Raw genomic sequence first — 13397 nt, 5'->3', positions numbered from 1 at the left:
GAACGATGACTGACTCCGTCTACGACATCTCCGTGCCCGGGGACGAACCCGTCGCCGGCTGGCACCCAGGGCGCCCCGGTACCGAGGTCGGTGGCCGTCGTGCCGCGCGACTCGCGGCAGCCGCTGCGCAGCAGCCGACCTCACCCGACCTGGAGGCACGGGTCGCCCCCGCCCCGTCGGTCCCCGTCCACGACCTGTCCAGTGACACCGCCGTGTGGCCGGCGCAGACCGGTGCGGTCGCGTCCTGGCCGGCACCGGCCGGCGACCCCGTCGCCGTGCCGGTGGCGCAGCCGCACGCGGCTCCCGCGACGCCACCCGCAGCCGTCCCGCCGTCGACCGCGTCCTACGGGTACGCCGACGCCGTGACCCAGCACCTGCCGGTCGTGCCCGCGGAGCCGACCACGCGCCTCCAGACCGTCACCCCCACCACCTACGCGCCCGCACCCGACGGGCAGGCCGAGATCAACTTCACCCGTCACGCGCGCGAGGTCGCCGACCCCGACCTCATCACCGCGCTCGCGCAGGTGGTCTACCAGGGCGCCTCCGACCTCCACCTCACCGCCGACGCAGCACCCACCGTGCGCGTCGACGGGTCGCTCCGTCCCGCCGTCCCCGGCGGTCCGTGGGCACGCAACAAGGTGATCGCAGCCCTCAAGACGCTGCTCTCCGTCGAGCAGGCCGGCCAGTTCGACCACGAGCAGGAGCTCGACTTCGCGTACTCGCTGTCGCCCGAGTACCGCTTCCGCGTGAACTACTACCAGCAGCGCGGCAACTGGGGTGCGGCGTTCCGCATCATCCCCACGAAGATCAAGACCCTCAAGCAGCTCGGCATCCCCGAGTACGTGGGGGAGTTCGCCAAGCTGCCGCGTGGGCTCGTGCTCGTCACCGGGCCGACCGGTTCGGGCAAGTCGACCACCCTCGCCGCGCTCATCGACCTCGTGAACGAGACCCGTGCCGACCACATCGTGACGGTCGAGGACCCGATCGAGTTCATGCACGACCACAAGAAGGCGATCATCAACCAGCGCGAGGTCGGTGCGGACACACACTCCTTCGCCGCCGCTCTCAAGCACGTGCTCCGACAGGACCCCGACGTCATCCTCATCGGCGAGCTCCGCGACCTCGAGACCATCTCCGTCGCGCTCACCGCCGCCGAGACCGGCCACCTCGTGTTCGCCACGCTCCACACGCAGAGCGCACCCGGCACCATCGACCGCGTCATCGACGTCTTCCCGCCGCACCAGCAGGGCCAGATCCGGACCCAGCTCGCCTCCACGCTCGAAGGCGTCGTCTGCCAGACGCTCGTGCCGAAGGCCAACGGCTCCGGGCGCGTCGTCGCCACCGAGATCATGAAGACCACCCCGGCCATCGGGAACCTCGTGCGCGAGGGCAAGACCTACCAGATCACCTCCGCCATGCAGGCCGGGCGTGACATGGGCATGCACACGATGGACCAGGACCTCGCCGAACTCGTCAACGTCGGCACCATCACGCGGAAGGCCGCGCTCGAGAAGGTGCACGACCTCGAGGGCTTCGACCGGCTCGTGCAGCGCGTCGAGTCCCCGTCCGACTCCTCCGCAGCCGCGATCGCCGCGTCCGAGATCGACTTCGGCGACAAGTACTCAGGAGGCCACTGATGTCGCTCGCCTACGACTACCGGGGGCGCGACGGCGCCGGCAAGCTCGTCAAGGGTCGGCTCGACGCGTCCTCCGAGGGTGCCGTCGTCCAGCGACTCCGGGGGATGGGGGTCTCGCCGATCGCCATCACCGAGGCGAAGGCCGGCACGGGCCTGCAGACCGAGATCAAGATCCCCGGGTTCGAGAAGGGCGTGGGGCTCAAGGACCTGGCGATCATGTCGCGACAGGCCTCGACCATGCTGTCGTCCGGGCTCTCGCTCCTCCGCGCGCTGTCGATCCTGGCGGACCAGACCGACAACAAGAAGCTCAAGGAGATCCTCGGCAAGGTCCGGGACGACGTCGAGCGGGGTGTCTCGTTCTCCGACGCCGTCGCGAAGTACCCGGTCGACTTCCCGCCGATCATGATCAACATGATCCGGGCCGGGGAGACCGGCGGCTTCCTGGACCAGGCGATGGACTCCATCGCGACGAACTTCGAGAAGGAGCACAAGCTCCGGTCGACGATCAAGTCGGCGATGACCTACCCGGTCGTCGTGCTCGTCATGTCCCTCGTGGCCGTCGTCGTCATGCTCGTGTTCATCGTCCCGATCTTCCAGAAGATGTTCTCGTCGCTCGGCGGCCAGCTGCCGTTGCCGACGATGCTGCTCGTCTACGCGTCGCACGCGATGGTCTGGGTCGGTCCGATCCTGCTCGTCGCGATCGCGTTCGGCTGGTTCTGGTGGCGCGCGAACAAGAACACTGACCGTGTCCGCGGGTTCGTCGACCCGATCCGACTCCGCCTGCCGGTGTTCGGCGAATTGAGTCGGAAGATCGTCATCGCGCGGTTCGCGCGGAACTTCTCGAACATGATCGGTGCCGGCGTGCCCATTCTGCAGGCATTGCAGATCGTCGGAGAAGTGTCGAACAACTTCGTCGTGCAACGCGCTCTCGAGCGAGTCGCGGAATCGGTGCGAAAAGGTGAGTCGATCGCGGTTCCGTTGGCGGCGGAGAAAGTCTTCCCGGAAATGGTCTCGCAAATGGTCGCCGTCGGCGAAGACGCCGGATCACTCGAAGTGATGCTCGAGAAGATCGCCGAGTTCTACGACAACGAGGTCGAATCGACCACGGAAGCGCTGACCTCACTCATCGAGCCCCTGCTCATCGCGTTCCTCGGCGTCGTCGTGGGCGGCATGATCGTCGCGCTGTACCTGCCGATCTTCAAGATCACGTCGCTGATCCACTGAACTCGCGGCCGAGAACACTGTCCCGCGCTCGGGGGTGGTTTGGTCGAGAATGCCCCCGTTACTGGGGGCATTTTCTTGCCCGTTGCCCCCCGTTCTCGGGATTATGCCCAGAAAGTGCCGTCAATACGCTTGTCGACGGCGGCAGAGCACAGCCCCATCACCATTTCCAATCACATTCCCGAAAGAATGGAAGAAGTCATGTACTTCGCGCTCATGGGCAAGCTGAACGCTCGCCGCAACGAACTCGTCAAGGACTCCGAGAAGGGCTTCACGCTCATCGAGCTCCTCGTCGTCGTGATCATCATCGGCATCCTCGCCGCGATCGCCATCCCGGTGTACCTGGGTGTGCAGAACAACGCGAAGGACTCGGGCGTGCAGAACGACGTCTCGAACTTCAAGACCGCGATCGTCTCCATCCAGACGCAGAACAGCGGCACCCTTCCGGACGACGCCGATCTGAAGTCCACCGCGGACGTTGCGGCGGCTTCCAAGGTCGGAGCGGTCGCCGGGCAGACCTGGGCGGACGCTGGCGCGACCTGGAGCGACGCCGAGAACGGACTGACCTACAAGAAGGTTGGCACCACCGGGTTCTGTGTCCAGGGCACCAGCTCGACGACGAAGACGTTCTTCGCGACGCAGACCGCGGGTGTCAAGGCAGGCAAGTGCTGATCTGATCGCACCAGCGAGAGGGCTCGGGATGCCGGGCCCTCTCGTCGATCCCGATGACCTGGCAGAGAGAGGAACGGTCGACCGTGGGCATGCTCAAGCTCGCCGTGTCCCGAGTCAGCCGTCGGGACGACGGTTTCACGCTCGTCGAAGTGATCGTCGCCATCACCGTGTTCGGCATCATCATCGCCGGCGCGCTTGTCGGGGTCGCTTCAGTTATGCGCGTCACTTCGGACAATTCGGCCCGAAGCACAGCGACGAACCTCGCTGCCGGAGCCATCGACACGGCCCGCATCGAAGCCCAGAACAACATCACCGGCATGGCCGGCAGCACGGACCAGCCGACGGTCGACGGGCGGAAGTACACCGTCAAGCGGACCCTCGACTGGCAGTACACCGACGGCACGACGAACCGCTGCTCGGCCGCTGCGAGCGGGACGACCGCGCAGCTCCTCTTCCTCAACGTGCACATCAAGGTGACGTGGCCCGGCATGGGGTCCGCGGCGCCGGTCACGCAGGAGACCGTGTTCTCCCCCTCCACCAAGATCAACGACCCGACGCTCGGCACGATCCTCGTGCAGGTGCAGTCGATCACCGGCAGCGGTGGTGTCGGCGGCGTCAACGCCACGATCGCGCCGTCGACGTCCGTTGCATCGAACACCGCGAAGACGCTCTCGACCCAGCCCGACGTCACGAACCAGGACGGCTGCACCGTGGCCATCAAGGTCACCCCCGGTACCTACACGGTGACGCTCGGCCCCCCGTCGGGTCAGTACCGCGACCAGGAGCAGACGGCCACCCCGACGAAGACCGTCGTGGTCAAGGCCGGACAGTCGAGCGGAGCCTCGTTCAACTACGACCCCGCCATCGCGGTGTCGATGAACTACGCGAGCAACGGCTCCGGCGCGCTCCTGCCCACGAACCTCGTGACCTCGTTCGTCAGCACCTACGGCACCTACAAGGCGACCGGCACGAGTGCGACGCAGTACCTCAGCCCCATCGGTTCCGGCTACGTCGTGTACCCGGGCGTCTACGACTCGAACGCCACCAACGCCGACACGACCACGAACCCGAACAGCTGCCTGTCGACCGATCCCACGATGTGGCCGAAGGCGAGCGACGGTCGGATCGGCAAGACGCCGACGCCCCCGGTGTCGAAGGACCAGCTCACCGCCAACGTCGCGATGGGCCTCGTGACCGTGACGATCAACAAATCCGACACGATCCTGACCGCGAGGACGGCCGCTGCCACGGGCGGCGACCCGGGGTGCAAGGTCACCCAGAGCTACTCGTTCGCGCGCACCGCCACCGGGACGTCGGGGACCACCGACATCACGCTCGCGCTCCCCTACGGCACGTGGTCGGTCACCAGCCAGAAGAACTCGAGCTCAGCCGCGGTGAACGTGACGGCGAAGGGGCTGATCGGGGTGATCCTGAACTCCGGTTCGGTGACCCTGGACCCGAGGGTGGCGCCGTGATCGAACGCATCAGGTCGGTCATCCGTGGTGAGCGCCGTGAAGACGGTCTGACGCTCATCGAGTTGCTCGTGGCGATGGGTCTGTTCGCGGTGCTCCTCGCCATCGTCGGCGGTACGTTCTACTCGATCACCCGGGCGACCACGTTCGCCGCGGCGCGCGACCAGAACAGTCGGAACGCCTCCAACGCGATGAACGAGATCGTGCGTCAGGTCCGCGCTGCCGCGGACAACCCGCGGGTCGGCGCGAGTGACTCGCCGGCGTTCATCTCCGCCGGGACGTCTGGGGTGCAGTTCACGACCCTCGTGTCGACCGGCCGCGACTCCGTGCCGCAGCAGGTCACGTTCTCGGTGAGTGCTGCCGGAGTGCTCACCGAGAAGATCGTCGCCGGATCCACGACCGACAACGCGTACTACACCTTCTCGGGCGCCGGGTCGACCTCGACGATCGCGTCGTCGATCGAGGTCCCCGCGACCACTGCCACGCCGATCTTCCAGTACCTCGACGTCGGGAAGACCGTGCTGACGCCGAACGCAGCCGGCCTGCTGACCGCGGACCAGGTCGGCCAGATCGCCTTCGTCCAGGTCACCCTCCGCTTCTCGTCCACGGCGAGCACCCTCAAGAACGGCATCACCCTGCAGAACACCGTCGGGCTGCCGAACCTCCTCCAGCCGTCGGGAGACTCGACATGATCCGGCTCCGCCGCCTCTTCCACCTCGACGCCCTGCGGGACGATCGGGGCATGGCCCTGGCCATCGCCGTGATCTTCGGGACCGTCGTGGTGTTCATGATCGCGACCGCGACGTCGGTCGCCGTCGCGGGCATCAAGAAGTCCTCCACCGACTCCGACTGGAACGCCGCCCTGAGCGCTGCGTACGCGGGCGTGCAGGACTACGAGGCGCGTCTGTCGAACGACACCGGGTACACCCAGTACGGCAACCCGGCGGCGCCGTTCTCGTCGACGAGCACAGGACTCACGCTCCCCACCGGTGGCGCCGCGAACACCGCGTTCGGCACCGGGACGACCGGTACGTGGGCCACCGTGCCCGGCGGCGACGGCAAGTCGTTCTACCGGTACGAGGTCGACTCCTCGAAGTACTACGACACGGGGGTCATCCGGATCCGCGCCACCGGCAAGGTCGGATCATCCGTGCGCTCCGTCGTCGCCAGCATCCGCCAGCAGGGCTTCATCGACTTCCTCTACTTCACCGACTACGAGATCCAGGACCCGGTGATGACGAACGTGGACACCGCCACCTGTGTCAAGCACGCGTGGGAGGGACGGCCGACGTCGACCTCGCGCAACGTGTGCGGCGAGATCGCGTTCAGCGGTGGCGACACCATCGACGGTCCGGCGCACTCGAACGACACGATGCGCATCTGCCAGGCGACGTTCACCAGCCAGATCACGACCTCGAACCCGACGTCCGGACTGCGCTACAGCAAGATCGACTCGAACGGGTCGAGCTGCACGGGGCAGAAGTTCCCGGCAGGCGTCACGCAGCCCGCCTTCACGTCCACGATCGGCATGCCGTCGACGAACGCGCAGCAGAAGGCCGCGACGCAGTACAACACCACCGTGACGGCGACCCGCAGCCCCGGCTGCCTGTACACCGGTCCGACGGACATCACGTTCAACGCCGACGGGACCATGACGGTCAAGTCGCCGCGGTCGATCAAGACGCAGACCGATGCGACGGACCCGACGAAGGGACAGACCCCGACCGCCTGCGGTCTCCCCGGCACCGGAGCGGGACAACTCGGCTCGGCCGCGGGGGCCACCGTCCCGGTCCCCGCCAACAACCTCGTCTACGTGCAGAACGTGCCGCAGTCGGGCGACGCGAACGCGACGACGACGGCGAAGCTGGCGGACTCCTGCAACACCGGGAACGGTGTCGGCTACCCGCGGACCGGTGAGGCCCAGCTGAGCACCTCGCCGTGCAGCTACGGCACGCGATCCGGAGACGCCTTCGTGCACGGCGTCCTCGACGGCCAGGTGACCGTGGCTGCCGAGAACTACCTCTACGTCACGGGCGACATGACCTACGCGGACCGAGGATCGGACATGCTCGGGCTCACCGCCACGAACGCCGTCATGGTCTGGAACCCGGTGAAGGCGGTCTCCTGTGGCTACAACAGCACGTGCTACTCGTCGATCCTCGGTGACACGGACCGAGAGATCGACGCCGCCATCATCTCCGCCGCGCACACCTTCCAGGTGCAGAACTACGGCTACGGCGGGGACCGCGGGACGCTGACGGTCTACGGGGCGATCGCGCAGAAGTTCCGTGGCGTCGTGCGATCGGGGGCGAACGGCTACATCAAGGCGTACGCGTACGACGCGCGCCTCAAGCACTCCGCTCCACCGAGCTTCCTCAACCCCGTGACCACCACCTACGGCGTGACGACGATGGCGGAGGTCTCGCCGGCGTACGCGACGTCAGGTGACTGCGTGAAGAAGGCAGGTGTCTGCGTATGAGCGCGCTCCAGCAGCTCGCGGTGGTCGTCGTCGGCCTCGCCGGCGTCTTCGGCCTCCTGATCGGCTCGTTCCTCAACGTCGTGGTGTACCGGGTCCCGGCGGGGCTCTCGGTGGTTCGGCCGGCGAGTTCCTGCCCGCAGTGCGGGCACGAGATCCGAGGGTTCGACAACGTCCCGGTGCTGTCCTGGCTCGTCCTCCGCGGAGCGTGCCGTGACTGCGGCAACCGGATCTCCGCGCGGTACCCCCTCGTCGAAGCAGCCACCGCTGCGCTCTTCTCGGTGGTCGCCGGCATGGTCCTCGCACGCGCCGCCGGTAGCGGGACGACGCTCGTCCCGACCATCGGCATGCTCGTCGTGCTCCTGTACCTGATGGCGATCACCGTCTCGCTCGCGCTCATCGACGTCGACACCCACCGCCTGCCGGACAAGATCGTGCTCCCCGCGTACGCGGTGCTCGCCGTGCTCCTCACGGCCACGTCTGCTGCATCCGGGGACTGGTGGGCGCTCGTGCGCGCCGGCATCGGCATGCTCGTGCTCCTCGCCGTGTACTTCGCCCTCGCCGTCGCGGTCCCCGGCGGGATGGGGATGGGCGACGTGAAGCTGGCCGGCGTGCTCGGCCTCGTCCTCGCGTACCTCGGATGGGGACCCCTCGCAGTGGGAGCTTTCGGCGGGTTCGCGCTCGGAGCTATCTTCGCCATCGGTCTCCTCGCCGCTCGCCGCGCCAAGCGGGGGAGCGGGATCCCGTTCGGACCGTGGATGCTCGCCGGAGCCTGGCTCGGCATCCTCTGCGGCGGCCCGTTGTGGGACGCCTACACCGGCCTCATCGGCCTCACCTGAACCGCCCGGAGGAAGCGATCACCATGACGAGCAACGTCGTCGGCATCGACATCGGCAGCGTGTCCATCCGCGCCGTCGAGGTCGCCCGCTCCCGGAAGGGCGTCGCGTCGATCGAGCGCATCGCCGAGGTGCCCCTGCCTGAGGGGTCGACCCAGCGCGGAGAGGTCCTCGAGACGAACACGATCGCGGGGGTCCTGCGGCAGCTGTGGTCCGTCGGCAAGTTCAAGTCCAGGGACGTCGCCCTCGGCATGGGCAACCAGCGCGTGCTGTCGCGCGACCTGACCGTGCCGAAGGCACCCCTGGCCCAGATCCGCGAATCGCTCCCGTTCCAGGTGCAGGACCTGCTCCCGGTCCCCGTCGGTGACGCGATCCTCGACTTCTACCCCACGGGTGAGGGCTTCAGCGAGGCCGGTCCGGTCGTGCACGGGCTCCTCGTGGCGGCCGTCAAGGACGCCGTGCTGGCGAACGTCCGGGCCGCGCAGCTCGCCGGGCTCAACCCCGTGAGCGTCGACCTCATCCCGTTCGCGCTCAGTCGTGTGCTCACGCCCATCGGCTCCGCCGCGGGGACCGTCGCCCTCGTCGAGGTCGGCGGCAACACCAGCACCGTCGTCATCAGCGTGGACGGCGTGCCGCAGTTCGTCCGCATCATCCCGACGGGCGGGGACGAGATGACGAAGCAGATCGCGGTGCGACTCGAGATCCCCGTCGAGCAGGCCGAGGCCGTGAAGCGGTACATCGGCATGGGTGCGCGGGCGCAGACGCCCGACGACCAGCGGGCCGCGGCGGTCATCCGCGAGGCCGCGCACGAGCTCGTCGCCAGTGTCCGGAACACCCTGAACTACTTCGCGAACACGAAGAACGACGGTCGGCCGGTGGGGCGGATCGTCCTCGCCGGCGCGGGAGGCGACCTCGTCGGCTTCCGGGAGGCGCTCGCCGACTCGACCGACGCGGACGTCGTCCACGGCGACGCCTTCGCGGGCGTCCCTCGTGCACGCGGTGTGGACGCCTCCGTCGTCGAACAACGTGGTACCTCGCTCGCAGTGGCGTGGGGCCTCGCAGCAGGAGGACGAGCAGCATGACCGAGACCCTGTCGAAGCCGGTGACCGGCTCCCGCACCGGCAAGGCGAAGCGGGCGCGGAACGCCTCCGATGCTCCCCGCGCTCCGAAGGCGACGGGCAAGACCCTCCTCGTCATCGGGGGCGTCCCGCGCGCTGACCTCCTCCCGCCCGAGGTCCTCGTCCACCGACGGCAGCGTGCCACCGTGCGTCGAGCGTGGCTCGGCGTGGTCGTCGTCGCTGCCGTCGTCGCACTCGGCGTCGGGATCTCCACGATGGACAACGTCTCGTCGGCGGCGCAGCTCCGCGCGGCGCAGGACGAGGGTACGTCGCTGCTGCAGCAACAGGGGCAGTACTCGGAGGTGCGGAAGGTCGAATCGCGGACCGCCCTCGCCGAAGCCGGTCAGGCCGTCGGCGGGGCACCGGAGATCGACTGGAGTGACTACCTGAAGAAGGTGCAGGCATCGCTCCCGGCTGGTGTGAGCATCGTCGGCGTCACGGTGGACTCGGCATCTCCCCTGGAGAGCTACGAGCAGCCGACCACCCCGCTGCAGGGCGAGCGCGTCGCGACGCTCACCGTCGAGGCGGACAGCCCGACCCTCCCGTCGATCCCGGACTGGCTCGACAGGGTCCACGGGCTCACCGGCTTCGTCGACGCGAACGCCAACGCAGTCACCCTCAACTCGGACACAGGGCACTACACGGTCGACATGACGCTGCACATCAACGACGAGGCGTTCGACGGCAAGTACGCGGAGAAGACGAAATGACCAAGAACCGGTTGCACCTCGTGATCGCCCTGGCGATCGGCGCCGTCGTGCTCGTCGGCGGTTTCTTCCTCGGCGTCCAGCCCCAGCTCGCCTCGGCTGCGTCGAACCGCGAGCAGCAGCAGTCGATCGACTCGACGAACGACACCTACCGCGCCGAGCTCGCGCGGCTCGCTGCACAGTCGGCGAAGCTCCCGGCGATGCGGCGCGAGGCCGCAGCGCTCGAGCGCTCGGTGCCGTCCTCCGCGGACACCTCGGCCTTCTACAAGGAGGTCGACGGGGTGGCTGCCTCCACCGGGGTGACCGTCAGCGGGATCACGACCTCGTGGGCAGCCGCGTACACGCCCCCGGTCGCGGAGACGCCGGCGACCACGCCGACGGACGCCGCGAGCCCCTCGGCCGCGGCGACCCCGTCACCCACCACCACTGCGACGCCGTCGACCCCCGCCGTGACGGCTCCGGTGACCGACGCGCAGATCACCGCGTCCAACTTCTCGACCATCGCGATCAGCATCGACGTCACCGGGTCGTTCGAACAGGCGCTCGCCTTCACCTCGGGGGTGCAGAACGGTGAGCGGCTCTTCCTCGTGAACGACATCAAGTCGACGCGTGCCGAGACGACGGACGGCTCCGCGGCCGACGGCTCCACGACCGACACTCCGGCTGGCTCCGGAGCGACGACCTGGACGCTGTCCGGCTTCATCTACGTGCTCTCGGACGCGGCGTCGGCCCAGTCCTCGCAGAAGTCGGAGAGCGGCTCCGGGGCTGCAGCCGACGCCTCCTCGACCACCGCGTCGAAGGGCTGACGACACCCCTCCCGAACGGGGTGTGACGCGCCACGCCGCACCCTCTTCCGCGACGCCTGTCGGTGTGCTTACGATGCTCCTGACACCGCACTCGCGGCTGCTCATCCCCCTCTCGAACGGCCGCTCGAAATGGCCGTTCCTCGTCGTGCCCGGAGTCGCGCGTGTTGGCTGGAATCGTGGAATTCCTCGGCTGGTTCGGAGCCGTAACCGTCCTTGCTGGTTACCTGCTGTTCTCGATGGGCAAGCTCCCGAACGGGCCGGTCTACCAACTCTTCAACCTCGTCGGCGGGCTCGCCGTCGCGATCAACGTCGCGGCCCACCACGCGGTCCCGTCGACCATCGTGAACGGCATCTGGGCGATCGTCGCCGTGGTCGTCCTGGTGAAGATGGCGAAGGCCCGGCGTGCTGCGAAGCGAGGAGCTCCGGCGACGGCCGAGATCCCTGTGCTGCACACCGAGCCGGCGGCGACCACGGCGGTCCTGCCGGTCATCGGTCCGGCGCTGCGTGACCACGAGCCGGAGGTGCCCGACACGGCGGACGCCGCCCCGCGCCTCCAGGTCGAACCGACGGCGTCGACGGTGACGACGGACGCACCCACCGCACCCACGGCAACCAACGCACCCACCGCCGCCGCCCCGATGACCGAGTCGATCCCGGTGATCACCGCGACCATCGCCCTGGCACTCGTCGCGGCAGCCCAGGAACAGCAGCCGCACACCGCAGACGCCTCCCACGCCTGACCCTCCCAGCGATACGATCACCGCATGTCCCGGTGGTTGATCGCGACGATGACGTCGATCCTCTTCATCGCGCTCGTGATCGCGGTGACGGGGTTCGAGGCGCTGCTCGCCGACGTCGAGGTCATCTCCCAGCCCGACGCCACCCCGTACCTCGGTCCCGCGATGGTGCTGGCCGGCGCGGTCGTCGTCTTCCTCGCGACCGCGGTCGGTGCTCGAGAGGGCAACCCCGGCGTCACCGGGCTCGTCGCCGCCGCGACGGTCTACCTCGTGATGCTCGGCGTCGGAGCGGTCGGGTACGCCCTGGTCCGCGGCGACCTCACCGAGCTGGTGGTGTTCCCCGCGGGCTACGCGCTCGGCCCGTTCGTGGTCGGCTCGGTGGTCGTGGCGCTCCTCAGCGTCGTCGGGGGGATCGCGGCGTCCCGCCACCAGTCGCGTGCGGAGCGGGTCACGACGACCGGCGATGACGGTGCCCGACGGTAGGATCCCAGCAGCACCACAGGACGACGGGGGACCGATGACCGACCAGCAGCAGGCCGACGGATGGGGTTCCGTCCCGAACGTCGACGACATCAGCGGCGAGCACGGGGCGCCCTTGCAGACGGAGCCCCCCGTACCCGCGAGACCGCGACGGAAGCTCGGGCGCGGTCCGCTCATCGGCATCATCGCCGGTGGCGCCGCGGTCGTGCTCCTGGCGGTCGCCGGCGTGGTCGGCTACTCCGTCGGGACGTCGACGCACTCCGCGGACCGCCCGGTGCGCGCGTTCCTCGACGACCTCTCGGCCGGCAAGGTCGAGGACGCCCTGAAGACCGCGGGCATCGACCACGACAAGGACGACGTGCTCCTGACGGATGCCGCGTACGCCAAGGCGAAGGGTCGCGTCACCGGCTACCGGATCGCCGCCACCCGCGACGACGGCGACACCGCGACGGTGACCGCCTACCTGCGGCAGGGCGGCCGCGACGTCTCGTCGACGTTCACGCTCGACAAGACGGGCACCGACTGGGGCGTGTTCCCGGTCTGGGAGCTCGAGGCCCCGAAGCTCGGTGCGGTCGACGTGAGCCTCCGTGGTCCGGCCGGCGCGAAGGTGCTGGTCGGCGGGCAGGGCGTCACCACGTCGAAGGACGGCACGGCGACCCTGACGGCGCTCCCCGGCACGTACGACGTCGCGGTCGACGGCGGCAAGTGGTACTCGGCCGACGCGACGACGGCGACGGTGTCGGGCTTCGGCGGGACGGCGTCGTCGCCGGTGTCGATGACGACGAAGCTCACGGCGGCGGGGGAGCAGTCCGCGAAGGCCGCCGTGGACGCCTGGGTCGACGGCTGCATCGCCTCGACGGACGCGGCACCGAAGGGCTGCAGCTTCTACGCCTACGGCGAGGACTCCGCCTACACGTACACGAACCAGAAGTGGACGCTCGACACCCGTCCGGCGGTGTCGGTCGGCGGGTGGCTGTCGAACGGCTGGCTCGTCACGACGACGACGTACGGCCGGGCGACCTTCACCGCGGACATCTCCGGCGCCGGTGGCGTGGGGACGGCCTCGGCCGGTCCGATGAACGTCAACGCGAGCGGCTACATCACGGGCTTCACCGACGCCGGCGCGACGTTCCGGTCTGCCATCGGCAACGGCTCCTCCGACACCGGTTCCTGACCCGTCTCGCGTCCGACGCCTGGTCGGCGGTCCGGCCTGGAGGCACGGCGCGCGCCCGCAAC

General features: G+C 68.8%; 13 protein-coding genes. All 13 read left to right on the top strand.

The window, feature by feature from the left end; translation table 11 throughout:
- The first annotated feature begins 5 nt into the window (after positions 1 to 5).
- Positions 6 to 1637, top strand: a complete 1632-nt coding sequence (locus tag FS532_RS09925) for a type IV pilus twitching motility protein PilT (protein ID WP_144753376.1) — start codon at positions 6 to 8, stop codon at positions 1635 to 1637.
- A complete protein-coding gene (locus tag FS532_RS09920) occupies positions 1637 to 2860 on the top strand; it encodes a type II secretion system F family protein (RefSeq protein WP_144753373.1) in 1224 nt (407 codons plus the stop codon). The genes FS532_RS09925 and FS532_RS09920 overlap by 1 nt, the downstream gene beginning before the upstream one ends.
- A gap of 186 nt (positions 2861 to 3046) precedes the next feature.
- Complete coding sequence (locus FS532_RS19135; RefSeq protein WP_313957234.1) at positions 3047 to 3529, top strand: type II secretion system protein; 483 nt, start codon at positions 3047 to 3049, stop codon at positions 3527 to 3529.
- 53 nt (positions 3530 to 3582) lie between these two features.
- Entirely contained in the window at positions 3583 to 5004 is a 1422-nt protein-coding gene (locus FS532_RS09910; protein ID WP_144753370.1) for a type IV pilus modification PilV family protein, read from the top strand.
- Positions 5001 to 5693 (top strand): PulJ/GspJ family protein, encoded by a 693-nt coding sequence (locus FS532_RS18685; RefSeq protein WP_186321982.1) that lies wholly within the window; start codon positions 5001 to 5003, stop codon positions 5691 to 5693. The genes FS532_RS09910 and FS532_RS18685 overlap by 4 nt, the downstream gene beginning before the upstream one ends.
- A complete protein-coding gene (locus tag FS532_RS09900; RefSeq protein WP_144753367.1) occupies positions 5690 to 7480 on the top strand; it encodes a hypothetical protein in 1791 nt (596 codons plus the stop codon). Before FS532_RS18685 ends, FS532_RS09900 begins: the two co-directional genes overlap by 4 nt.
- Positions 7477 to 8316, top strand: a complete 840-nt coding sequence (locus tag FS532_RS09895; RefSeq protein ID WP_144753364.1) for a prepilin peptidase — start codon at positions 7477 to 7479, stop codon at positions 8314 to 8316. Before FS532_RS09900 ends, FS532_RS09895 begins: the two co-directional genes overlap by 4 nt.
- A gap of 23 nt (positions 8317 to 8339) precedes the next feature.
- Complete coding sequence (pilM, locus tag FS532_RS09890; RefSeq protein ID WP_144753361.1) at positions 8340 to 9395, top strand: type IV pilus assembly protein PilM; 1056 nt, start codon at positions 8340 to 8342, stop codon at positions 9393 to 9395.
- On the top strand, positions 9392 to 10141 hold the full coding sequence (locus tag FS532_RS09885; protein WP_144753358.1) for a hypothetical protein: 750 nt from the start codon (positions 9392 to 9394) through the stop codon (positions 10139 to 10141). The genes pilM and FS532_RS09885 overlap by 4 nt, the downstream gene beginning before the upstream one ends.
- Positions 10138 to 10944, top strand: a complete 807-nt coding sequence (locus tag FS532_RS18680) for a type 4a pilus biogenesis protein PilO (RefSeq protein WP_186321981.1) — start codon at positions 10138 to 10140, stop codon at positions 10942 to 10944. The genes FS532_RS09885 and FS532_RS18680 overlap by 4 nt, the downstream gene beginning before the upstream one ends.
- 176 nt (positions 10945 to 11120) lie before the next feature.
- Entirely contained in the window at positions 11121 to 11684 is a 564-nt protein-coding gene (locus FS532_RS09875) for a CBU_0592 family membrane protein (RefSeq protein WP_144753355.1), read from the top strand.
- Between the two features lie 24 nt (positions 11685 to 11708).
- The gene (locus tag FS532_RS09870) at positions 11709 to 12164 is read left to right on the top strand and encodes a DUF6121 family protein (RefSeq protein WP_144753352.1); all 456 of its coding nucleotides are present in this window, start codon (positions 11709 to 11711) and stop codon (positions 12162 to 12164) included.
- A gap of 34 nt (positions 12165 to 12198) precedes the next feature.
- On the top strand, positions 12199 to 13335 hold the full coding sequence (locus FS532_RS09865) for a hypothetical protein (protein WP_144753349.1): 1137 nt from the start codon (positions 12199 to 12201) through the stop codon (positions 13333 to 13335).
- Positions 13336 to 13397 lie beyond the last annotated feature (62 nt).

The sequence above is a fragment of the Curtobacterium pusillum genome (genome assembly GCF_007673235.1).
Taxonomy (GTDB): Bacteria; Actinomycetota; Actinomycetes; order Actinomycetales; family Microbacteriaceae; genus Curtobacterium; species Curtobacterium pusillum_C.
The sequence above is the reverse complement of the archived record's forward strand: the minus strand, read 5'-3'. Positions and strand labels throughout refer to the sequence as shown.